The following is a 22,712-nucleotide window of genomic DNA, read 5'->3' as shown; positions in this document are numbered from 1 at the left end:
ACACCGACTGTGATGCCTACCACTTTATGCGCTTAGTTGGCTTTTTGCCGCAAAAAGTCCACGGCACGCTGCCAGGCGAGATCTGCGAGCTGGGCGTCGTAGTTGCCCGCAGGGTTCTCGTCGTTGTGGAATGCGTGCTTGGCGTCGTAGTAGAAGTACCGGACCTCGGCGCCGGATTCACGGCGAATCTGCTCCTCCTGGACCTTGGCCTCGGTGGCCGGGTAGGAGTCGTCGAAGTTCGCGTAGTGGCCCTGGATTGCCGCGCGCACGCCGCTGAATTCGTTGGGCACGCCCTGGCCGACTCCGTAGAACGGCACCGCGGCGTTGATCTTTTCGCCCTGCTGAGCGGCCAGCTGCAGGACAAAACCGCCGCCCATGCAGAATCCAATGGCCCCCAGCTTGCCGCCGGTGACATAGTCGCTGGCGAGCAGGTAGTCGACCGCACCCGATAAGAGCTCCGCGCCCTTTTCTGCGGGCAGTTCGGACATCATCTTGCCGGCTTCGTCGCCATCATGGGTGATCGAGCCGCCGTAGAGATCCGGAGCCAGGGCGACAAAGCCTTGGGCAGCGAGGCGGTCTGCGATATCGCGAATGTGGTCGGTGAGCCCCCACCATTCTTGAATCACGATGACGCCGGGGCCTTTACCGGACTCGGGAAGCGCAAGATAGCCGTGCGCCTGCGTTCCGGACGATTCGAAGGTTACGTTCTGGTGCGGGGTTTTGACTGCCACTTCGCCTCCTGAGCTGTATTTATCTCCAGTCTATGCATGACGGTGCGCTTTGGCATTGACTGTCATCACAATTAGCTGGATTTTGGAGAAACTACGCTGTTAGCTCGACCTCACCGATGCGTTCCAGGGCGTCGACAACCAGATCCCAGAAGCGTTCGTGGTCCAGATCCACGGCCACCGAGGTGTGGCAATCGGCCGAAGCCGGGGCGCGGAAGTCCGCTACCGTCATGCCCAAGGTCAGTTCGCCGCGCAATTCAACGCTGACCGGCGCGCGCAGGGTGCGCACCACGGTTGGATCGATCACATAGGCCACGGCGCAGGGATCATGCACCGGCGGGGCGTCGAAGCCCTGGTGGTCATGGTAGGCCTGGGCGAAGAAGTCCATGAGCTCGCGCACGAATTTTGCCGGGCCGGTGCCGATTTGCTCGATGCGCCGCACCACCTCCTTGGTGGCCAGCGCTTGGTGCGTGAGGTCCAAGCCCACCATGACCACCGGCCAGTTCTCGTTGAAGACGATATGCGCCGCTTCGGGGTCGATCTTGATGTTGAATTCGGCCACGGCGCTCCAGTTCCCGGTGTGGTAGCCGCCGCCCATCAGCACGACCTCACGCACGCGCTCGACGATGCGTGGCTCGCGGCGCACCGCCAACGCGATATTCGTCAACGCTCCGGTAGGCACCAGCGTGATCTCCCCCGGCTCGTGCGACATGATCGTTTCGATGATCAGGTCCACCGCATGACGCTCGTCCAATTCGATGCGCGGGCTAGGCTGGGCCGGGCCGTCCATCCCGGAGTCACCATGCACCTGGGGTGCGGTTTCGATATTGCGCACCAGCGGGCGCGGGCAACCGGCGGCGAACGGCACCCCGGTGATCCCGGCGATGGTGCCCACCGCCAGTGCATTGTCGGTGACTTTCTCCAGCGTCTGATTGCCGACGACGGTCGTTACCGCAAGCAGCTCGATCTGCGGATTTCCATGGGCCAACAGGATGGCGACCGCGTCGTCGTGCCCCGGATCGCAGTCAAGGATGATCTTACGTGGTGTGCTCATGTGCGCCCTTGATCCGCCCGATAGCCGGCTATCGGGAGTTCGATGTGTAGTTACCCTCGATTCTTCCTCGGATAACGCCAAGCGTCAAGCGCTTAACCCCGACATTGCGCACGCTCGACGGCACACTAGGATGGAGCCATGAATAATGGTGATTCGCCGAACCAACCCCAGCCAGCGCGCAAGGTCACCGCTGCCATGGTCGCGGCCCATGCTGGAGTTTCCACGGCAACCGTCTCGCTGGTGGCCAATGGCAAATCCAGCGGACGAGTCTCCAAAAGGAATGAAGCACGAGTTCGCGAGTCTATTCGCGAACTCGGCTACTACGTGGATAGCATCGGCAGTTCGCTGGCTCGCGGGGTCAGCTCGCTGGTCATTCTGGTGGCCCCGGATATTTCAAACCCCTTCTTCGCTAAGCTCATCGCCGGGGTTCGCGGGGTCCTCGGGGAGGATTACCAGCTGCTGCTGTCGGTCACCGACGCCGGCCTGTCGCCCAGCGCCGCCGAAACCCGGCGCCTGCTGGGCCTGCGCCCAGCAGGATTGCTCGTCCATGCGCCCACGCCCGAATTCCTCGCCGAATTATCCAGCCCCTTGCCAATGATCGCCCTCGATGCGCCGGATGCGCCAGAAGAAGTTCCATCGGTGAATTTTGATGTGCTCCAAGGCGCACGAGATGTGGCGGCACACCTCGCCGCACAGGGCCACCGCAAAGTTGGCTATCTCGACGCAAACACCGGAACCGCCACCCTGCGCATGCGGCGCGAAGCCTTTCTGGACGCGGCGGCCGAACACGGCATGGAAGTTCCGGCGACCGCCATCAGATCCTCGACCATTGAAATGGGAGACGCCGCAGCGACCTTCTCCGCGAACTGGAAGCAATGGAAACACGCGGGCATCACCGCGTTGGCCTGCGCCACGGACACGCACGCCTACGGCGTATTGCATGGCGCAAGCGTCGCTGGGGTGCGGATCCCCGAAGAGTTGGCGGTCACCGGCTTCGATGACCTGCCCTTCTCCGCTACCTCGAACCCTTCGCTGACCAGCGTTCGCCTCGATGCCCAGGCCGTAGGCATTGAGGCCGCCCTGGCGCTGCGCACCCTGATCGAGGGCAAGGGCCTCGAGCGATCCCAATTACTGCTGTCCAGCGAACTCATGATTCGCGCCTCTAGCGGTGGGGCCCAATAACTACTCGATCAGCTTTCCGCTCTTGGCAACTTCCGGGTCGGTGCAGGAAGACAGGTCAAAGCAGCAGGGGCGCCGCTTGCCGTCGCGCAGCTTGGAAATGCTGACTTCCACCCGCCGCTGTCGGGTCGCGGCGTTCTTCGTCGACTTGACCCACCGCGCCCATTCCCATCTGGCCATGGGAGTCAGCCCTTCCCAGGTGTCCTGCAGATCGCTCGCGTCGTCAAGGGCGCCGGCTAGATCTTCTGGGAGGGTTACCTCGGGCCACTGCTCGGCGATCGCCACTTGCAATACGGGTCGCTGCCCGAGTTCCAGATCAAGCTGTTCGGCAGGCAGCCAATGCCCACGGCGCCCATCCGGTTCCACTATGAGACTTTGGTTTGAATCCACCAGCCGCACAGCCACCTGCCCACGACTGGGAAGTTTTTGACTGGATTCTTGCTCGAAGCGCAACACCAATCGATCCTCGATTTGGTGCACGGTTCCGGCCAGTTCGATGCTTTTGCTAGTGCCTGCCATGACGCCCTCATCGTTTCGGTAATCCAACGAATCCGATTCTATGTGATGGGCCGCGCAGGCAATATGGCCGGGTTTAAGGCCGGGAAGAAGTGGCTGCTCCCACGCCCGGCGAATAATTTTTCTCGAATCAGGAGAATCGTGCAGATCGTGAGGCCAGGATTACTGCGATGGTTTTCGCCGCTCGCTGGGCGCTGGCTATTGGCACGCCCTGAGCCCTTGGCTCCATATTATGAGCCATGAACCGAAATCAAGATCATTTGCGAGTTAACGAAAAGAACCCCTCACTTGGTCTTTTCAGACCAGTGAGAGGTTCTTTCCACATGTGCGCGAGGGGGGACTTGAACCCCCACGCCCCGAAGGGCACTGGCACCTGAAGCCAGCGCGTCTACCAATTCCGCCACTCGCGCATGATTCCCGCTCTCGCGGCAACAAGAAATAGCTTACACGCACTTTTTGCCGTTCACCTAATCAGAGGGCCCACATGTGCTTAGCGCCACATGAAACCTTTTGGGCTGCTGGGGCGTTGAATATGATGCTGGTCGTTCCTTCAAGGATATTTCCGGGAATTGCACAGCTGTAAACAGTAAGATCGATAATGAAGTTCTGTGTCTCGAAGGCATCAGACTAAGATCGCAAGGCCTTCAAACGCCGTGGACTACAGGAAAGGAGCACACGCAATGAGCTTTCTCGACAACGTCGAACGAGGCTTGGAGAAGGTCGTCACCAGCTTCTTTCGTGGCACCAGCACCGCAGACATCAAGCCGGTTGAACTCACCAGCGCCCTGCGCAACGAAATGGATCGTGGAATTCTGGCGATCAGCGAGGGTCGCAGTCTTGCTCCGAACGATTTCATCGTCTCGTTGAGCGACAAGGATTTTGCAACGGCCAAGTCGTGGGACTCACCGGTCGTCAACGAGATGGCCAAGGTAACCGCGGAACATGCAGTAACCCAAGGCTATTCGGTCCAAGGAAACATCATGATTCATTTCGTGAATTCCCAGGAGCTCAAGCCCGGCGAAATGGAAGTTTCCGGTTCCGTCAAGGACTCCAGCGCCAACCCGGCAGCTTCGGCCCCGGTCAAGGCGAAGGCCTCCAAGCCGCAGCAGGAACAGGGCGCCGCAGCTGCGGACCCCAAAACCTCCGCTCAGCCACGCCCTACTCCCCCGCCGGCGGCGGCAGCCCCTCCGCTTCCCAAACAGGCGATTGTCGAGGTCAACGGACAACGCTTCGCGCTTCATCACCATTCGATCGTGCTTGGGCGTTCGGCGAGCACCGACATCCCCGTGGATGACACCGGCGTTTCGCGGCAGCATGTCCGTTTCGAAGCGAAGGGCAAGGGCGCTTATGCCGTCACCGATCTAGGTTCAACCAACGGCACCTATGTGGACGGTAAGAAGATTTCGGGTGAGACGCGTATATTGGACGGTTCGATCATCACTATCGGACAGACCAAGATAGTCTTTCGCCTAATTACGCCTAGCAACGGAGGCCGTGCATGAATGATCTGGTTCTCAACCTGTTCCGACTTGGCTTTCTTGTCTTGATTTGGCTGCTCGTGCTGAGCATCGTCGGTGCGATGCGCCGTGACTTGGTGATCGGCACCCGAGCTCGAACCGGAGCACCTAGCGCCCGGGCACTGAAAAAGAATCCAGAACTTGCCGAACCAGAGATCAGCACGCGCAAGGCAGTACATACCCTGCAGATCGTTGAAGGCCCCCTGGCAGGGCGCAGTATCCCGTTGCAGGGCCAGCCGATCCTGTTCGGCCGCGCTCAGGATGCCACCGTGGTGCTTGAAGACGACTACGCCTCGGGCCGCCATGCCCGACTTTTCCCACAGGGTTCCCGTTGGTTCATCGAAGACCTTGGCTCCACCAACGGCACCTTCATAGGCGAAAGCCAGCTCACCCGCGCGCAGCCGGTCGAACCGGGACAGCGAATCCGCATCGGGAAGACTGTCCTGGAATTGAAGGCCTAGCCAATGGCTTTAAAGCTCAAATTCGCGGCGATGTCCGATGTCGGACGCGTGCGCAAAAAGAACGATGACTCCGCTTACGCGGGAGAATATCTTGCGGTACTTGCCGATGGCATGGGCGGACACGTCGGTGGCGATGTGGCCTCGGCATCCACCGTGCTGGATCTGGTACATCTTGACCATCGATACACTGCAGACCCGCAAAATGCGCTTCCCGATGAAATCCAGGCGGCTAATCTGGTTCTCAACGAACTAGTGGGCGCGAACCCGAAGCTTTCGGGAATGGGTACCACCGTCACCTCGCTGTTGCTCTCTGGGCAGACCCTGCACATGGCGCACATTGGCGATTCCCGCGCATACCGGCTGAAAAACAACGAGTTTGAACAGATCAGCCGTGACCACACGTTCGTGCAGCGGCTTGTCGAAGAGGGGCGCATTCAACCCCACGAGGCAGAGACCCACCCGCATAAGAACGTGCTGTTGCGCGTGCTTGGCGATTCGGATGCCTCCCCCGAACTTGATGTACAACAGCTCGAGGCAACCGCTGGCGAACGCTGGCTGCTGTGCTCCGATGGGCTAACCGATGCGGTAGCCGTGCCCATAATCGAACAAATCGTGCGCGGCACCGCAGATATGGATGCGGCCGTCAATGAACTCGTGGCCACGACCTTGCGCAATGGCGCCCCGGATAATGTCACGGTGGTGCTCTTTGAGCTGGTCGAGGTCGACGAATCCGAAGATGCCGAACCCTCGGTTCTCGAGCCGGCCCCGGATACCGGCCAGCTGACCATCGCCGCCGAAGGCGATGTTGAGGCGAGCGCGTCGGTCCTGCGCCATGAAATTTCTCAGCGCCCCCACCTCCTTGTCGGAGCCGCGCAGCTTGCCACGCAGACCGGGCAGATACCGGTGGTCACCCAGCACACCGGCGAGCGTCGCGCCGCCGCGCTGCTCACGCACCGCTCCCCTGCGGCCGGAGAAATCCTCGATCCGCTCGAGTCGCGTGCGCCGCACCGCCGTTGGATCATGCCCTTGCTGCTGACCATGATCACGCTTCTGGTGATCGGGCTCGGGGTCTGGGGTTATCTGTGGACGCAAACCCAGTTCTATGTTGGCGCTGTCGGAGACAAGGTCGCCATCTACAAGGGAGTGCCGCAGGAGCTTGGCCCCATCTCGCTATCCGAGGTTGATACGGTCAGCAATATCCCGCTCGAAGCCTTGCCAGAGTACTCGCGCCAACGGGTGGAATCCTCCATTCCGGCAGACAGCCTTGAGCACGCAAGCATGATGATTCAAGAGTTGCTGGTTACAGCGAAACAGAATTGTCCGGTCCTGGCACCAGGTGCAGACGGTGCCAGCGATGACCTTCCCCTTCCGCCAGCCTACTGTCAGGAGATCATGCGATGAGCGAACTGCACACCGCACCGGTTCCACGGCGCAACCTTGAGCTGGTCCTGCTGCTGCTGGCCTTGAGCGTGGGCGCCGCAGCCTTCTTCCTCGTCGGAAGTTCCTCGGACAGCGACGACGGCAAAGACTTCTTTGTGCAGACCGGAGTTTTGGCTGGACTCGCGCTGTTGATGCACATCATGCTGCGCATCTTCGCCAAATATGCCGACCCGGTAATACTTCCGATTACGGTGGCCCTGAACGCTCTTGGCCTAGCCATGATTCACCGTATTGACTTGGCCAAAACCACAAGTCAGTCGATGCGGCAGCTGCTTTGGACCGCTATCGCGGTCATCATCGCCGCCATCGTTCTGTGGGCGATTCGCGATCATCGCATGCTTCGCCGATTTACCTATATCGCCTTGTTGGCATCCATTATCCTGCTGCTGCTGCCGATGATTCCAGGGTTCGGCGTGACCATTAACGGTGCCCGTATTTGGGTTCGACTCGGCGCATTCTCAATGCAGCCAGGTGAGCTGGCAAAGATCACCTTGTCGATCTTCTTTGCCGGGTATCTTTCCTCCAACCGAGATCTGATCTTGCTGGCCGGGCGCAAAATCGGACCGCTGCAATTGCCCCGCCGGCGCGATATGGCCCCGATGGTGGTGGCCTGGATCTTGTCCATCGGAGTGCTGGTGGTCCAGCGCGATCTGGGTTCCTCGATTCTCTTCTTCGGACTGTTCATCGTGATGATCTACGTGGCAACCGCGCGCATCTCCTGGGTGCTGATCGGCTTGCTCATGGTCGCAGCCGGCGGTGTCTTCGCAGCCACCACGATGAGCCACGTGACCCGGCGCATCGATGTTTGGCTCAATGCCTTCGACCCGGAGATCTACCAGGCCACGGGCGGCAGCATGCAGATCGTCGAAGGACTATTCGGCATGGCCGATGGCGGTCTCTTCGGCACCGGCTTAGGTGAGGGATCCCCCTACCGGGTGCCGCTAGCGAACTCGGATATGATCATCGCTTCCTTCGGTGAAGAGCTCGGCCTGATCGGCCTGACGGCTATTATCCTGCTGTACATGCTGCTGATCAGCCGCGGTTTACGTGCCGCATTGGGTTCGCGAGATACCTTCGGCAAGCTGCTTGCGGCGGGGTTGTCCTTCACCCTGGGGCTGCAGTGCATCGTCATCATCGGCGGCGTAACACGTTTGATTCCACTGACCGGTCTGGCCACTCCATTTATGGCGGCCGGCGGCTCCTCCTTGCTCGCCAATTGGATCATCATCTCCTTGTTGCTGATGATTTCGCATAACTCGCGCCGACCGATGACCGGCGGCGTGGGTCCAACCGACGAGATTGCGACTCCGGGAGCTACGAGCCCAAAGGCGGTGAAGAACGTATGAATCAAGCCATTAAGCGCGTCTGGATCGCGCTGACCATGATGTTTGTGATTTGCCTGGCCGGAATGAGCTACATCCAGTTCTTCAGCTCCGATAAACTTGCCGAGAACTCGTTGAATAAGCGTCAGCTCTTCCGCGAGTTCGACCTGCCGCGTGGTGCCATTTTGGTGGATGGCAAACCCATTGCCGAATCGGTACCCACCGACGACGGTCAATTCACCTATCAGCGCCAGTACAACGACCCCGAGCAGTACGCTCACCTAACCGGTTACTACTCTTTGGCCAATGGCAGCACACACCTGGAATCAGAGCTCAATGACTGGTTGACCGGCAGCAGTTCCGACCTCGTCTTTGACCGGCTCACCGCGATGTTCACCGGACAAACCGCGGAAGGCGCATCGGTCGAGTTGACCATCGACGGGGAACTCCAGAAGCAAGCCTACGAGATGATTCCCAACGACTTAGAGGCCACTATTGTGGTGACGGATCCGAAAACCGGAGACATTCTGGCCATGGCTTCGAAGCCGAGCTACGATCCAAACGATCTGGCGGTGCATTCGACCTCTGCTGCGGCGGAGAACATGAAGGAGCTGAATAGCTCCAAGGGCCTGAGCACTTACGTCAACCCGGCGATTGATACGCCTATCTGGCCCGGTTCGACCTTCAAGATCCTCAACGTGGTGGCGGCCCTGGAGTCTGGGGAATACGATCGAACCACAGAACTGCAGAATCCGAGTAGCCTCGATGTGGGCAGTGGACCACCGCTAACAAACTTCTCCGCGGGCATTTGCGATCGAAGGCCAACTGCCACACTGGACTTCATCTTCACGCAAAGCTGCAACACCCCGTTTGGTGCGATGCTTCTAGATCTCGGAGAGAAGCCGTTTTCCGACGTGGCCGAGCGCTTTGGCTTTGGCCAGCAGCTTGAAATTCCGCTCTCCGTTCGCCCGAGCACATTCCCGGAAAACCGCACAAAGGATCAGTTTGCACGCGCTGTCATTGGCCAAGATGATACCAAGGCGACACCCTTGGAAATGAACATGGTTGCCATGGCAATCGCAAATGACGGCGTCATCATGCAGCCCAATTTGGTCAAGAAAGTGGTTGCTCCTGATTTGCGTGTAATTGAAGAACCCAAACCGAAGGCGTTCTCGACGGCGACGACGCCCGAAATCGCTAACGAAGTTGCGGACATGATGGCTGGGCCGGTTGCTTCCGGCACGGCAATGAACGCACGCGTTCCGGGGGTCGATCTTCGCGCCAAGACCGGCACCGCGCAGACCGGGCGTGAAGACGCCAACGGAACTGCCTTATTCAATTCTTGGATGACGGGCTTTGCCCCGGGAGACGATCCACAGGTGGCGATCACTATCGCAATTCACGATGTACCTTACAACACCGGCCACAACACGGCCGGGTCACTGATGAAGAAGATGACAGAGGCGGTGTTCAACAAGTGAGGCCAGTAACGGGCACCACCTTGGGCGGTCGATACAAGCTGACCGACCGCATCGCGATCGGTGGCATGGGCGAGGTCTGGAAGGCACGAGACCAGGTTCTCGGGCGTCTAGTAGCGATCAAGATCCTCAAAGAGGAATACACGGACAACGAGAGTTTTTTGACTCGTTTCCGCGTCGAAGCGCGCCACACGGCGCTGCTGAACCACTCGGGCATCGCCGGAGTCTTCGATTACGGTGAGGAGCAAGGCTCCGCGTACCTGGTCATGGAACTCGTTCCGGGCCCACCGCTTTCGACGATCATCGAACGCGAGCGCAAGCTCGAGGTGGACCGCACCTTGTCGCTGATCGCTCAAACCGCGCGCGCCTTGGCCGCAGCCCACGAGCACGGCTTGGTTCACCGCGACGTGAAGCCGGGAAATATCTTGGTCATGCCTACCGGCGTGGTGAAGATTACCGACTTCGGCATCGCACGTCTGGCCGACCAGGTCCCGCTGACCGCCACCGGACAGGTGATGGGCACCGCCCAGTATCTGGCCCCCGAGCAGGCTACCGGACAGATCGCCACCGGCAGCTCGGACATCTATGCACTGGGTGTCATCGGATACGAGTGCCTTGCAGGACGTCGCCCTTTCACCGGTGAATCACAGATCGCCATCGCCTTGGCCCAGGTCAACGACGCGCCTCCGGCCCTGCCGGATTCGCTTCCGGCACCAGTGCGCCAATTGGTCATGTCGATGCTCGCCAAGAACCCGGCAGACCGTCCAGCTAACGCCAACGCGCTGGCCGACGCCGCCGAGGCACTGCGCAAGGGGGATACGAACACCGCGACCATCGCCGTACCCGGTATGCTGATCACCGGCGTGCAAGATGATGCCACCCAGGCATTGAACATCGACGATGACGCCACCCGCGCGGTGACCCCTGTCGAAACCGCTCCGCCGTTGACCAACGCCATGCCGACCGTAGTGGCACCGGCCGAAGCCGGGCTCGCCGCCGCAGGCTATGATGACGAAGGCTTCGACGAGCATCAGGTTGACCGTCAAGACGACTATGCCGAGGAAAAGCGCAACCCGTGGATCATTCCATTGGTGGTTGTCATCGTCCTGGCCGCGCTCATCGCCCTCGGCACTTGGCTGATTCCCAAGATCAACTCTTCGAATGAGGAGCCGACCGTTCCGCCGGCCAGCACCACCGCCTCTGTGGAAAGCTCCGAACCAAGCGAGGAAACCACCGAACCTAGCGAGGAAACCAACGAGCCTAGCGAGGAGAGCTCCGAACCAACGGAGTCGGCCCAGTTCGTCACCGTGCCCGCTAACTTGGTCGGGCAGGACATCGACGCGGTGACCAGCGTGCTGGAGGCGCTTGGCTTGGACGTAGCTGCCGCAGCAGAAGAAACTTCCAGTTCCGAACCGGGCGAGGTCTTGTCGGTGTCCCCGACCGGCAGCGTTGAACCGGGTTCCACCATCAACGTCAGCTATGCCAAGGCTCCCGAAATGACCGAGGTTCCCGCGGTCACCGGAATGAGCTATGAGGCAGCACAGAAGCTGCTGCAGGATTCCGGACTTGCCGTGGCTAAGGGAGGGGAAGAGTACGACTCTTCCGTTGCCGGCACGGTGCTGAGCCAGATGCCTGTCGAAGGCACCCAGGTCTCCCCTGGCTCTCGTGTCACCTTGGTGATTTCCTCGGGTCCAGAGCCCGAGGAGACCCCTTCGTCGACGCCTAGCACCACACCAACGTCAAGCCCCACCGATTCGCCAGCACCAGAAGAAACAGGCATAAGCGAAGCACCATGAGTGAATTTGATGCATTGCCGCCAGGCTTGCCCCGGCTGATCGCCGACCGCTACGAAATTCACTCGTTGATCGGCCGCGGTGGCATGGCCGACGTGTACTTGGCCACCGATCATACGCTCGCGCGCAAGGTCGCGGTGAAGGTCCTGCGGCAGGACACAGCGGATAATCCGATGGTGGTCAACAGATTCCGTCGCGAAGCGAAATCGGTAGCCGGGCTGAGCCACCCGAATATCGTTGCCGTGTATGACACCGGTGAGCTTCCGGCTACCGAACACAGCAATGCCACCTCTCCATATATCGTCATGGAATATGTTTCCGGACGAACCTTGAAGCAGGTACTGAGCGAAGAGCAAGTCGACGAACAGTATGCGGTCGAACTAATTCGCGGCGTATGCGATGCGCTGGATCATTCGCATATGAAAAATGTGGTGCACCGCGATATCAAGCCGGCCAACATCATGTTGACCGATGAGGGCCACGTGAAACTCATGGACTTCGGAATCGCCCGGGCCATGGACACCTCAGCGACGATGACGCAGACTGCCGCGGTAGTTGGCACCGCGCAGTACTTCTCTCCCGAACAAGCGCGCGGTGAGTTGGTGGACTACCGTTCGGATATCTACTCCGCCGGTTGCCTCTTCTACGAGTTGGTCACCCATCAGCCTCCTTTTACCGGGGACTCCCCGGTTTCGGTCGCCTACCAGCATGTCGGCGAGAACCCAGTTCCGCCGAGTGAGGTCAACAGCGATCTCCCGGAAATCTATGACCCGGTGGTGCTCAAATCCCTGGCCAAGGAACGGGACCAACGCTTCCAGTCCGCCGGAGCCTTTGCCACGGCCCTAGAGGATGCGCAAAACGGCATTGAATACCGAGACGAGTCGGCCACGATTCTCGCCGCTAGCGTGCCATTTTATGAGCGTGCAGAAGAGAGTTCCCCACCGCGGCACCCGGTCACCAGCGAGCACCCGGTCTTTTCCTCCCGTTCAGATGCTCGGCAGACCGAGCCCCGGGACCATCGGTCGAATCGTGGCCTGATTTGGTTGTTGACCATTATCGCCTTGCTCGCCGTGGGCATCGCTAGTTTCCTGGTCATTCGCTCCCTGCAGGCGGAGGCAGAACAGCGCGCGCCAGTGGCAGTTCCCGAGGTTAAGAACCTTTCGGAGGAGGACGCGACGCGATTGCTGAATGATGCGACCTTCAAGGTGAACGTCGAACATGAATTCAGCGACGACATTGATGAGAATAAGGCCACGCGCACCGATCCGAACGACGGGACGAATCTTCCCAAGGATTCCACGGTGAAGCTTTTCATCTCCGATGGATCCGAGGATCGGGTTATCCCTGAGTCCTTGGAGAACCAATCCGAAGTGGCAGCCCGCGATGCAATCCGCGAAGCAGGACTGGTCGTTGGCGAAGTTAGCCGCGAAAACCACCCGAGCATCCCTACCGATTGGGCGATTGGTACCAGCCCTGAGCTAGGCTCGAAGGTCAAGGCTGGTTCGACCGTTGACCTGATTCTTTCAACGGGTATGGTCAAGGTTCCAGACATTACTGGGATGAGCCGCGATGAAGCGGAAAAGGCACTCACATCAGATGATGTGGGACTGCGTGCGCAGTTCCTTGAGGTCGAGAGCGATGAGGAGCCAGGCACGCTCTTCTTGCAGGATCCCGTCGCCGGCACGGAAGCCCCCCAGGGATCGCTGGTGAAGGTATCTGAAGCGATTAAACGGGCCGAACCCACTCCCAGCGAAACCCCTACGCCCTCGGAACCTTCCGATGATTCGGAAGAGTCCGAGGCAACTGACGAGCCAGAAGAAGCTACTTCTTCGACGCCAGAATCGTCAAAGCCTCCTCAGTCCACAAGCGGACCTGGGAATGGCAATGGTCAAGGCAGAGGAAACCAAGAGGGGTAGCTACTCTCCGCTGAATAGTGGACTAAGGGTTGCGGCTTTGCCGGCCGCGCCCTGCAGACCTACGAACTCCAACCAGTTGCCGAGCATCTGATAGCCCTGTTCGGTGAGCACGGATTCGGGGTGATATTGCAGCCCCCACAGCGGCGCGCTGCGATGTGCCAATCCCATGACGACTCCCCCGGCGGTTTGCGCGATAATTTCCAAGGACTCCGGGATGCTCTCGCGTATGGCAGCGAGCGAGTGGTAGCGCGTGGCGGTAAATGGATTGGCCACGTCCTTGAAAACCGGATGATTTTCATGGCTGACCAATGAGGTCTTCCCATGCATCAGCTCTTCGGCATGCGTGACCGTGCCTCCATAGGCTTCGGCTAGGGCCTGGTGGCCCAGACAGACGCCGAGCATCGGCTTGGAGTGCGCACCGCACCACTTGATCAGGTCGATGCTCACTCCAGCTCCGGCAGGATCCCCTGGTCCAGGAGAAACCAGCACCCCGTCGTACTCGGAAGCAAGTTCGATCGCCTGCTCGAGGCTGATCATGTCATTGCGGTACACGGTTGTTTCCGCGCCGAGCTCTTGAAGATAACCGACGAGGGTGTAGACGAAGCTATCGTAATTGTCGATTACGAGGATCTTGGTGGTACTCACGGGGTTATCTGGCCAATCGTAGAATCGGTAAATGGGCTGTATTGCGACAGCCATGGGAAAACATACACCATCAGCAACAACACGACCGCAGCGATCAGGATCAATGCCTCAATAATGCGTAACCACACCGGTCCTGGCAGATTTCGAAAAATCCATGCGTACATTATTTCTCCCTAGCTTGTGGCGTCTGCAACGAGTTCCCGAATTTCCTTGGGCGGACCGGCATCTAGTGGGCGCCAATCGGTCAGCTCGGAATAGGCAATGATGCGTTCACGGGTGCTAAATGGCGGGTGGCAACTGGTCATCGTGAGAATTGATTCCGTGGGCTCAACGCCCCACTGATGGGGCGTTGGAAGCAGAACGTCGCCATTGGACGGAGCTACGATTTCAGTGTCAAACCAGGTGTAGGTGTAATAGCCTTCCTTGGTTTGCAAGTAGACGTGGTCCCCATTATCCAATTTATCGATATCCCAAAAGACCTGTCCGTGGGTCTGGCGATGAGCGGCGACCGCAAAATTGCCTTTTTCTCCCGGCAACTGGGTATTCGGGTAGTAACCGATTCCGAGATTATCGATCACGGAACTCTGCACACCGTAGCTCACCGGATGGTGAGTCCCCTCTTTACCGAAGGTTGGGAAGTACATGATCCCGAAGGTGTCCCCCGGATCAGCTTCGGCCACCGGCGCAGGGCCGTAGTCGATTTCCTCTTCTTCTTCGACGCCTTCTTCGGGAATCACCACATCGCCTAGGTCTTGAACTAGGTTCTGCGTGACTTCTTTCTGGGCATTCGCAGAATCGATATTCGTCCACCACAGTTCCCAGACGACATAAAGCATCAGGACGATGCCTAAGGTAATGAGCAGTTCACCGAGGAATCCAGTGATCCTGCTTCCGACCGTTTGCTTTTCACGAGCCATTCTTCGCCCGGGCGCGGACGCTACACGATTCACTACGGTGATGCTCCTTTTGGCGATCGGGCATTAGAAAACGGGTGAACTTCCGTGAACCGTAAATCAATGGACTATGCACATTACGGCTAGTATGGAATCTACGCAGGAAATCGATGCGAGCTTTCGTTCATTACCTGCCCCAAGCCTACCGGGAAGACCTGAGAGTCTCCCACATTTACTACACTATGCGGATGAAGCCGAGGGAGCGTTCTAGTGCCAGAGTCTAAGCCACGACGCAAGAACAAAACACAGTCCCAGCAGACAGCACAAGGCGCACATGCGGTGGATAAGCCCATGCCCAGCTGGTACAAGCCAGTGATGTTCGGCTTGATGCTCCTGGGATTGGTCTGGATTATTGTTTATTACATTTCGCAGACACTATTCCCAATCCCTAGTATTGGCGGTTGGAACATTGTCATCGGCTTTGGCATTGCCATGGTCGGCTTCTTCATGACGACTGGCTGGAAATAGCGTTTAGTGACTGACGGCTTTAAGCCCGATTACGCAGCCGATCAGCCCCACGATAAAGAATACTTTCAGTGCTGAGAATGCTTCTTGACCGGTCACAATTGAATAGATGACCGTCAGAGAAGCCCCAATCCCCACCCAGACCGCATAGGCGGTCCCGGTGGGGATTTCTTTCATTGAGTAGGCTAGCCCGCCCATTGAAATCACTAGCGCAGTGAAAAAGATAATTGTTGGGACGAGTTTTGTGAGCCCTGAGCTCATCCCCAATGCTGTAGCCCAAACCGCTTCAAATAGCCCCGAGATCACAAGAATTAGCCAATACATGCCAGTTACCTTACTGGCCGTCTTAGCTGTCGTTCCGGGTACGGCTCCCTCGTCCGGGAGTGGGCTTGCTGCCGACTCCCTCTCAGATTAGCAAATCTAGCCCGTTTTGCTCTGCGGCATTGAGCAATATGGACCCGAGCCGGTCAAGCGCAGGTGAATCCACCGACCAGCGCTGCCAGTACAAGGGGACGTCGATGAACCAACTATCGTCGAGTGCTTTCAGCTCCGGCGCTGAGCACAATTGTTGCTCCGGCACCATACCCCAACCCATGCCGGCGCGTATTGCCTGGACAAACTGCGAAGAGTCCGGGACGTAATAAATAGTTCCGGTAGGTCGATTCTTCGAGCTGTCTATAAGCTCAAGCATTTGGTGCTGGAGCGGGTCTGCTCGATCAAAAAGTACTATCGGCATTTGCGACAGATCCTGAGCAGCCCACGCGCTCAAGAAGTTTGGCGCCGCTACCGCTCGGTATCGCATAGCCCCTAGTCGCTGCACGGAGCATCCTTGCGCTACTTCTGGGCTATTAGTCACCACGCCGCTGACCCGTCCGGTGCGAAGTAGTTCCATGGTGAGATTTTCGTCGGTGCGTAGAATCTCGCAGCTAAGCTGCGGCCACCGAGTCAGTTCGGTGAATACGGGAGAAAACCAGGTCGCGAGAGAATCGGAATTTACGCCGATCGAGAGCGTGATTTTGCCCTGAAGCACCTCGTCTCGCATGAGTTCGTGGCTGAATTCTGTGCCCAACAAGGAAATCTGTCTAGCGTATCGCAGAACTCTGGCACCCTTCTCCGTTGGTTTCACGGGCCGACTGCGCACCAGCAATATTGAACCGAGGCGGCTTTCCAAGGCTTTTATACGTTGGCTGATTGCGGACGGGGTCACGCCAAGGTCGATAGAAGCATCGTCGAAGCTGCCTGCATCCACCACCGCAAGAAGTGTGTCTAGGTGCTCAAGATCAAGATTCACATTAGAAACACTAATGCAACATCAGTTTTTTAAGTTCGACAGCGAAAAAGAGTTTCTTCTACGGTTACCTCATGATCCACACGTCAGCACTCCTCGGCTTCTCCACAGGGCTTTCGCTAATCATTGCCATCGGAGCTCAGAATGCCTTTCTTTTGCGCCAGGGAATCAGACGAGAGCACGTACTACTAACGGTATGCATCTTCGCTCTGTCAGACATTTTGCTGATCCTCGCAGGCGTGTCCGGAATCGGCGCCATCGTTGAGCGCGCACCATGGATTCTCACTTATGCGAGGGTAGGTGGGTTCATCTTCCTTGCTTGCTATGCAATTTTCGCGCTACGTCGGGCAATTTCTCCGGGTGTTCTGAGTACATCGAAGTCATCGGCGCCGACCGCCAGGCTATCCGTCATTCTGGCCTCGCTTGCGCTGACTTGGCTTAATCCGCATGTCTATGTGGATACCGTGCTGCTGCTAGGTTCGGTGGCTGTCACGCAAGGTGAGGGGAAGTGGCACTTCGCCGGTGGTGCGATAGCCGCCAGCATCGCTTGGTTTGTCGCCCTTGGCTATGCCTCAAGGTTTTTAGCCCGGGTGTTCTCCAGCGCCAAGTCTTGGCGCGTTCTTGACGGAATTATCTGCGTCTTCATGGCCGCTTTTGCTGCCTTGCTAGTACTGCCGCTCTTTGACTAGGCGCGTCAGATATCCACAGTATTAACGGCTTATCCACATGCCCTGTGGAGAACAGTCGCGCTTACTTGTTCACAACTTTATCCACAGATGGGGATAACACTGAGACTACTTGTATATATTATAGAAAAGACCTAGTCAGGGTCGAATAAAGGCTGTGGAATCACATGGTTGTAAGTTATTAACACTGTGGATTACTCGTGTGGACATCACGCCTATATCAGGGATATCCCCAAAATATGCCGATTCGCTTAAAGATTCGAACAAGCAATCACACCCCTCATGCTCCTTCGTAGTATCGCTATCTACAGGCCCTGTTTAAAAGTTATCCACAAATGTGGGTAAGGCTGTGCGTATTCAATACCTCGGATGGCATATCCGCGGAACTTCGGGGGTCTCAGCGGTGGGGGATTGGCATTCAATTGTGAGTTACACGGATGTAAGTTATTAACAGTGTGGATAAATTGTGTGGATAACTCGGGTCCAGAGAGTTCGAATTAGCCCATCGGCCATTTGACCGCTGCTGCGGAAAGATATATCGCCACGGCAACAAGTATCGTCATAATCCCCAGCAACGTGAACTGAATCTTTGAACGCTGTGGATTACGGGGCACCAGGACGATGCAGGCGGCAGCTAGCGCGCCAATCACGGCGCCACCTAAGTGTCCTTGCCACGAGATCCCCGAGACGACGAAGCCGAGCACAATATTTAGCGCCAGCACGATACCCATTTGCCGCAGCACTTGCTTGTTGGTGCGAAAGACCACGAAGAGGGAAAGGAAAAGTCCCGCCAGTGCGCCCGAAGCTCCCAAGGTGGCACTCAGCGCGGGGCTAAGCAACAGGATCCCCAATGACCCGCCTAGAGCGCTGAGCAGATACAACCAGCCGAAGCGGGCCCGACCTAAGCGAGGCTCTAGGAATACACCACAGAGGTAAACTCCGTACATGTTCATCGCCAAGTGAAAAATGGATCCAGTTGAGTGAGCGAATGCGCTAGTGATCAGGCGCCAGGGTTCCCACCCAGCCAGCGCGGGCACCAGCACCATACTCTCGGTGGTTCCCGGGATGACCCACTGTGCAATATAGGCCAGGACGTTAAGTGCGATCAACGTATAAGTGACAATCGGGGCACCCTGGCGCGCTCGTGCGCCAAATTCGGTGCGCTGCGTGGGAATGTTCTTGTTTGCTTGGTTGACGCATTCCACGCACTGGACTCCGACAGGTGCAGGTACCTGACAGCGTGGGCACACCGGGCGACCACAGCGGGTGCATGACACATATGAGATCGTTTCGGGGTGCTTAAAACAGGTGGGGGCGGTTTGGCCCGCGGGAGTCACTTGACCGTAAGACATCTATCTCAACCTTGATCTCATTTGCGCGTTTGTCTGTTAAATACGTCGGCTCCGGCGACTCCACTAGGGAATCACCGGAGCCGACGTCGGTAAAGAGGGTGTTACAGGGTCTCGATATCTACCGAGTTGATAACAACATCTTCCGTTGGCTTGTCACGGCCGTCAGTGGCGACCGCGTTCAGCGCGTCGACGATCTTGCGTGATTCGGCTTCGGTCACTTCACCGAAAATGGTGTGCTTGCCCTGCAACCAAGCGGTTGGGACGGTGGTGATGAAGAACTGGGAACCGTTGGTTCCACGGCCCATGCGGATACCGGCATTTGCCATCGCTAGCTTGTATGGCTCGTTGAAGTCCAGTTCTGGGTGGATCTCGTCATCGAACTGGTAGCCTGGGCCGCCGAAGCCCTGACCCAGTGGGTCGCCACCCTGAATCATGAAGTCCGAGATGATGCGGTGGAAGATGGTGCCGCTGTATAGCGGGGTGTTGGCCTTCTTGTCACCGGACTCTGGATGTACCCATTCCTGCTCACCGGTCGACAAGCCAACGAAGTTCTTTACGGTCTTCGGGGCGTGGTTGCCGAAAAGATCGACGACAATGTCGCCCAAAGTAGTGTGAATCGTGGCTTTATGCGTTGCGTTTGCGGTCATGGCTTTATTCTCCCATGAGTAGGGCCGAGGCCGCCAAAGCTGGGGTACGCGTTGAGTGAAACATTTCCGCCATTATCCGAGTGCGCCTGTTGAACACTGGCCTCGTATCGGCTAACTGCCTAGTCTGGAGGTAGCTGGTAACGAAAATTGATTCATTAGGGAGCAACCATGAGCAAGAAAAGTGCAGCAGGAAAACTTTTAGCATTCGGCGTGTTCGTCGGACTCGTGGCCTTGGGGGTCGCCATGTGGAAGGCTTCCAGGCCGGTCGAGGACCCCTGGGAAAATGAACCAAAAATCGCCGAACCGCAACAACCTGTTGAATCCCGCGAGGCGGACGTCGCCGAAGTCCAAAAGCTTATTTCCGAGGACTAGGCCTCAAGTTTGGGCTTGGCCTGCCCACGCACCACCAGCACGAGTCCCAGCAGAATAATCCCTAAACCCAGATAGGTCCCGACGGGAACCACCTGGCCCAAGAGCAAAGCCGCGAGCAGTGCAGCGCCCGGAATCTCCAACAAGATCAACGTCGAAACCGTCAACGGGCCGAGAACACTCAACAAATGGTTCATCGCGGTATGCCCGAATAACTGTGCGCACACCGTCAGCAAGATGATCCCCAACCAACCCCAAGCATCAAACCCCCAGAGCGGTTGGCCGGTAAAGAAGCACATCAGCAGCAGCAACACCGCGGTGACCGCATAGCAGATCGAGGTGTACCTGGACGTCGTCATGGTGCGCCGTGCCGCTGCGCCGGCGAAGGTATAAATAGCCGCAAGGATGCCACCGGCTAGCGCCAGGAGGTCTCCGAAGAATGCGATGCGCCCCTGCCCCAAATCGAATCCGGTGATCGTCACTACTCCTAGGATCGCGACGCTCATACCGATAATTACCGGGGAGCGGTAGCGAACTCCGCGCAGGGACTGAAACAAAGCTATCCAAACACCCTGAATGCAAACCAAGGCGGTAGCCGCTGCCACGCTGGTCATTCGGACGGCAAACATGAAACACACGAAGTGCAGGGCAAGCGCGCTGCCGGCCACGAGAAGATAAAACCATTCGCGGCGAGTGAATTGCAGGTACGCCCGAGGATTCTTCCTGATCGAAGGCCCGGCAAGAATGAGGGCCGCTGCCGCATTGCGCCAGAACGCCATGGACATCACCGGGACGCTGGGAAATGCCGCGATGATGGGGCCAGAAGCTGAAATGCCGAGTATTCCCACCGCGGCCAATAAGAACGTCACCCGGCTAAGCTTACAAGTTCAGGATCACTGCCTTGAGCCGAGCCCGGAGTCAGCCCGCCAAGATTCGTATTTATATATACGCATTTATGCATACACCCAACTCAAGCTCTAATAAATCGATTCGCCCATCCCTCTTGCGGCACAAACACGGCACAGGAATGGCCGGCTTCGGCGGAGAAACTCTGACTGGTCAAACAGCTGCCAATCCGAAAATTCTGCATGCCACTTTCCACGCCGATCGCGCGAGGGACTGCTTCGGGACCCATTGGAAATTTAGCGATCTCGTTGCCACCGGCCAGCCCCAAGCGGCTGGGCATATACACCGCGAACAGGACCAACGCCCCAGCCTCACTGATAGGGCAACACTTCGGGCGGCCATAATCGTGGCGGCAAAGGCAATGGCGGAAACTGAAATCGACGGCAAGCGGAAGGTCACCGGGATCGGCACGATCCTAACGACAGTTCCCGCCGGCATGATGGAAAACACCGCTCGAGGTAATTGCTCCGGGCCCATAGCCCACTAGAACCGGTCTCGCTGCCAACGCGAATCCGGTTCCGGTCCTCGGGACCCGTCCAACCGCGCAATGGCATCTCCGGAGGCGGAGATTCCACAACCCTTGCGAAGCCAGGAAGGTCCGGGGGAAATATGTCCGCTCGCGCCGCCCGGCCGAATGAGTACCGGGAAACGCAAGACTCCGAGTCGAAGGTCCCGATCTACTTTCTGTTCACCGCCATGAACCATGTTCGGCGGCCGCCTAGGTAGAGTCGCCTTCGATAATTTTCGTGGGATATGACTACCTGGCGATTGGCCGATGCTAGAAGTTAATGAACGCTGTAGGGCACGTTAAGCTCGGCGTTACCCCGAAACCGCAGTATGGAGATGTGAAGGTTGCTATCGTTGCTGAATCGTTCCTGCCCCACGTCAATGGGGTCACCAATTCGGTCCTAAGGACCCTCGATCATTTGGCCCTCACCGGCCATAGCGCGGTGGTTATCACCCCGGCGGGCTCACTGTCCGGTGAGCTCAAGGGCCATAGCGTGCCACGGACGTACAAGGGCTTTCCGGTAATCACCGTCCCTTCAGTCGCCATGGTCAGATATCCAGAAGTGCGCCTGGCCGCCGGCGGCACCGGCCGGCTCAAAAAAATCCTGGCCAAGGAAGCTCCCGACGTAGTTCACCTGGCAAGTCCTTTCCTCCTGGGCTGGCGTGCCTTGCGCGCCGCCCAGGAATTGGATATCCCGACTCTTGCGATGTATCAAACCGAAGTGCCGACCTACGCGGCGCGTTATCGGATGCCATGGCTCACCGAGAGGCTCTGGGAACACGTCAGAGCCATTCACACGGCCGCGGACCTCACGCTGGTGCCAAGTTCCTTTTCTAGGCGCCAGCTCGAATCTCTGGGCGTTACACGGCTCGCGTTGGGGCGCAGGGGAGTGGATACCGTTCAGTTCACACCAGATCGTCGCGATATAAAGTTCCGTACGGCTATCGCACCCAATGGTGAACGCATCATTGGCTATGTAGGCCGCCTGGCCGCAGAGAAGCAGGTGGCAGATCTTCGGGTGCTCAATTCGCTGCCGAACACCCGAATCGTGGTGGTTGGTTCCGGGCCTTTGGAAGACGAACTACGCAATGCGTTGCCCGATGCCCACTTCACCGGCTTCCTCTCGGGTACCCGATTAGCGGAGGTCATTGCATCTTTTGATGTTTTCGTCCATCCAGGCGCCTCGGAAACCTTCTGCCAAACCATCCAAGAAGCCATGGCTTGCGCTGTGCCGGTCGTAGCGGTGGGCAGGGGAGGGCCACTGGATTTAGTGGATTCCTCGCGCACAGGGTGGCTTTACGCCCCGGGAGATCTCAATGAGCTTCGCGCCCGGGTGAGCGACCTGATTTACGATGATGCCAAGCGGCTGGCATTTGCTCGAACCGCCTATCTGAGCGTGCAAGAGCGGACGTGGTTCAGTATCGGTGAACAGTTGCTGGGCCATTACAAGAATGTGATGCGTGCCCGCGTCAGCCAGTAGTCGAATTGA

23 protein-coding genes and 1 tRNA gene are annotated in these 22,712 nt (G+C 58.0%); 12 read left to right on the top strand and 12 right to left on the bottom strand.

Annotated features, from left to right (window positions below):
- Positions 1 to 32: 32 nt before the first annotated feature.
- Complete coding sequence (locus ACT3TP_RS11315; RefSeq protein ID WP_444615414.1) at positions 33 to 731, bottom strand: dienelactone hydrolase family protein; 699 nt, start codon at positions 729 to 731, stop codon at positions 33 to 35.
- Positions 732 to 822: 91 nt separating this feature from the next.
- Complete coding sequence (gene uriH / locus ACT3TP_RS11310) at positions 823 to 1,782, bottom strand: uridine-preferring nucleoside hydrolase UriH (RefSeq protein ID WP_444615413.1); 960 nt, start codon at positions 1,780 to 1,782, stop codon at positions 823 to 825.
- A gap of 138 nt (positions 1,783 to 1,920) precedes the next feature.
- Between uriH and ACT3TP_RS11305 the strand changes: the two genes are divergently transcribed.
- Positions 1,921 to 2,964, top strand: coding sequence for a LacI family DNA-binding transcriptional regulator (locus tag ACT3TP_RS11305; RefSeq protein ID WP_444615412.1), 1,044 nt, complete (start codon positions 1,921 to 1,923; stop codon positions 2,962 to 2,964).
- Here ACT3TP_RS11305 and ACT3TP_RS11300 read toward each other — a convergent pair whose 3' ends face one another.
- Both ACT3TP_RS11300 and ACT3TP_RS11295 read right to left on the bottom strand, forming a co-directional pair.
- The gene (locus ACT3TP_RS11300; protein WP_444615411.1) at positions 2,965 to 3,480 is read right to left on the bottom strand and encodes a YdeI/OmpD-associated family protein; all 516 of its coding nucleotides are present in this window, start codon (positions 3,478 to 3,480) and stop codon (positions 2,965 to 2,967) included.
- Positions 3,481 to 3,803: 323 nt separating this feature from the next.
- Positions 3,804 to 3,887: transfer RNA gene (locus ACT3TP_RS11295), tRNA-Leu, on the bottom strand.
- A gap of 270 nt (positions 3,888 to 4,157) precedes the next feature.
- Between ACT3TP_RS11295 and ACT3TP_RS11290 the strand changes: the two genes are divergently transcribed.
- The 7 genes from ACT3TP_RS11290 (at position 4,158) to pknB (ending at position 13,404) form a co-directional block, all read left to right on the top strand.
- Positions 4,158 to 4,979, top strand: coding sequence for an FhaA domain-containing protein (locus ACT3TP_RS11290; RefSeq protein WP_444620613.1), 822 nt, complete (start codon positions 4,158 to 4,160; stop codon positions 4,977 to 4,979).
- Positions 4,976 to 5,455, top strand: coding sequence for an FHA domain-containing protein FhaB/FipA (locus tag ACT3TP_RS11285; protein WP_444615409.1), 480 nt, complete (start codon positions 4,976 to 4,978; stop codon positions 5,453 to 5,455). Before ACT3TP_RS11290 ends, ACT3TP_RS11285 begins: the two co-directional genes overlap by 4 nt.
- A 3-nt stretch (positions 5,456 to 5,458) precedes the next feature.
- Positions 5,459 to 6,856: a PP2C family protein-serine/threonine phosphatase gene (locus tag ACT3TP_RS11280; protein ID WP_444615408.1), complete on the top strand. Its 1,398-nt coding sequence runs from the start codon at positions 5,459 to 5,461 to the stop codon at positions 6,854 to 6,856.
- Positions 6,853 to 8,241: an FtsW/RodA/SpoVE family cell cycle protein gene (locus ACT3TP_RS11275; protein WP_444620612.1), complete on the top strand. Its 1,389-nt coding sequence runs from the start codon at positions 6,853 to 6,855 to the stop codon at positions 8,239 to 8,241. Before ACT3TP_RS11280 ends, ACT3TP_RS11275 begins: the two co-directional genes overlap by 4 nt.
- A gap of 62 nt (positions 8,242 to 8,303) precedes the next feature.
- Positions 8,304 to 9,698, top strand: coding sequence for a penicillin-binding transpeptidase domain-containing protein (locus ACT3TP_RS11270; RefSeq protein WP_444620611.1), 1,395 nt, complete (start codon positions 8,304 to 8,306; stop codon positions 9,696 to 9,698).
- Positions 9,695 to 11,491 (top strand): protein kinase domain-containing protein, encoded by a 1,797-nt coding sequence (locus ACT3TP_RS11265; protein WP_444620610.1) that lies wholly within the window; start codon positions 9,695 to 9,697, stop codon positions 11,489 to 11,491. The genes ACT3TP_RS11270 and ACT3TP_RS11265 overlap by 4 nt, the downstream gene beginning before the upstream one ends.
- A complete protein-coding gene (gene pknB / locus ACT3TP_RS11260) occupies positions 11,488 to 13,404 on the top strand; it encodes a Stk1 family PASTA domain-containing Ser/Thr kinase (protein ID WP_444620609.1) in 1,917 nt (638 codons plus the stop codon). The genes ACT3TP_RS11265 and pknB overlap by 4 nt, the downstream gene beginning before the upstream one ends.
- Here pknB and ACT3TP_RS11255 read toward each other — a convergent pair whose 3' ends face one another.
- Genes ACT3TP_RS11255 through ACT3TP_RS11245 form a run of 3 tightly spaced genes read right to left on the bottom strand, consistent with a single transcriptional unit; the run spans position 13,405 to position 14,999 of the window.
- Positions 13,405 to 14,049 (bottom strand): anthranilate synthase component II, encoded by a 645-nt coding sequence (locus tag ACT3TP_RS11255; RefSeq protein ID WP_096282925.1) that lies wholly within the window; start codon positions 14,047 to 14,049, stop codon positions 13,405 to 13,407. It lies immediately after the preceding gene.
- Positions 14,046 to 14,213: a hypothetical protein gene (locus tag ACT3TP_RS11250; RefSeq protein WP_176484044.1), complete on the bottom strand. Its 168-nt coding sequence runs from the start codon at positions 14,211 to 14,213 to the stop codon at positions 14,046 to 14,048. Before ACT3TP_RS11250 ends, ACT3TP_RS11255 begins: the two co-directional genes overlap by 4 nt.
- A gap of 9 nt (positions 14,214 to 14,222) precedes the next feature.
- On the bottom strand, positions 14,223 to 14,999 hold the full coding sequence (locus tag ACT3TP_RS11245) for a class E sortase (RefSeq protein WP_444620608.1): 777 nt from the start codon (positions 14,997 to 14,999) through the stop codon (positions 14,223 to 14,225).
- A 213-nt stretch (positions 15,000 to 15,212) separates the two neighbouring features.
- Between ACT3TP_RS11245 and ACT3TP_RS11240 the strand changes: the two genes are divergently transcribed.
- Complete coding sequence (locus ACT3TP_RS11240; RefSeq protein WP_096282923.1) at positions 15,213 to 15,470, top strand: cell division protein CrgA; 258 nt, start codon at positions 15,213 to 15,215, stop codon at positions 15,468 to 15,470.
- A gap of 3 nt (positions 15,471 to 15,473) precedes the next feature.
- Here the strand turns inward: ACT3TP_RS11240 and ACT3TP_RS11235 are convergent, their stop codons facing one another.
- Together ACT3TP_RS11235 and ACT3TP_RS11230 are read right to left on the bottom strand one after the other, a co-directional pair.
- The gene (locus ACT3TP_RS11235) at positions 15,474 to 15,791 is read right to left on the bottom strand and encodes a DMT family transporter (protein ID WP_096282922.1); all 318 of its coding nucleotides are present in this window, start codon (positions 15,789 to 15,791) and stop codon (positions 15,474 to 15,476) included.
- 82 nt (positions 15,792 to 15,873) lie between these two features.
- Positions 15,874 to 16,758 carry an ArgP/LysG family DNA-binding transcriptional regulator gene (locus tag ACT3TP_RS11230; RefSeq protein ID WP_444615402.1) on the bottom strand — a complete coding sequence of 295 codons (885 nt, stop codon included), beginning with the start codon at positions 16,756 to 16,758 and terminating at the stop codon, positions 15,874 to 15,876.
- Positions 16,759 to 16,829: 71 nt separating this feature from the next.
- Here ACT3TP_RS11230 and ACT3TP_RS11225 point away from each other — a divergent pair, with 71 nt between their 5' ends.
- Entirely contained in the window at positions 16,830 to 17,444 is a 615-nt protein-coding gene (locus tag ACT3TP_RS11225; protein WP_444615401.1) for a LysE/ArgO family amino acid transporter, read from the top strand.
- A gap of 494 nt (positions 17,445 to 17,938) precedes the next feature.
- Here the strand turns inward: ACT3TP_RS11225 and ACT3TP_RS11220 are convergent, their stop codons facing one another.
- Entirely contained in the window at positions 17,939 to 18,646 is a 708-nt protein-coding gene (locus ACT3TP_RS11220; protein WP_176484042.1) for a rhomboid family intramembrane serine protease, read from the bottom strand.
- Between the two features lie 248 nt (positions 18,647 to 18,894).
- A complete protein-coding gene (locus ACT3TP_RS11215) occupies positions 18,895 to 19,440 on the bottom strand; it encodes a peptidylprolyl isomerase (protein ID WP_096282918.1) in 546 nt (181 codons plus the stop codon).
- 168 nt (positions 19,441 to 19,608) lie between these two features.
- Between ACT3TP_RS11215 and ACT3TP_RS11210 the strand changes: the two genes are divergently transcribed.
- Complete coding sequence (locus tag ACT3TP_RS11210; protein WP_096282917.1) at positions 19,609 to 19,812, top strand: hypothetical protein; 204 nt, start codon at positions 19,609 to 19,611, stop codon at positions 19,810 to 19,812.
- On the opposite strand, the gene ACT3TP_RS11205 is transcribed toward ACT3TP_RS11210, so the two are convergent.
- The gene (locus ACT3TP_RS11205; protein WP_444620607.1) at positions 19,809 to 20,678 is read right to left on the bottom strand and encodes a DMT family transporter; all 870 of its coding nucleotides are present in this window, start codon (positions 20,676 to 20,678) and stop codon (positions 19,809 to 19,811) included. The genes ACT3TP_RS11210 and ACT3TP_RS11205 overlap by 4 nt on opposite strands.
- A gap of 882 nt (positions 20,679 to 21,560) precedes the next feature.
- Here ACT3TP_RS11205 and ACT3TP_RS11200 point away from each other — a divergent pair.
- Entirely contained in the window at positions 21,561 to 22,703 is a 1,143-nt protein-coding gene (locus ACT3TP_RS11200; RefSeq protein ID WP_096283001.1) for a glycosyltransferase family 4 protein, read from the top strand.
- Positions 22,704 to 22,712: the final 9 nt, after the last annotated feature.

The sequence above is a fragment of the Glutamicibacter sp. AOP38-B1-38 genome (assembly GCF_052377485.1).
Taxonomy (GTDB): domain Bacteria; phylum Actinomycetota; class Actinomycetes; order Actinomycetales; family Micrococcaceae; genus Glutamicibacter.
Note: the sequence above shows the minus strand (reverse complement) of the source record. Positions and strands in the feature narration are given on the sequence as shown.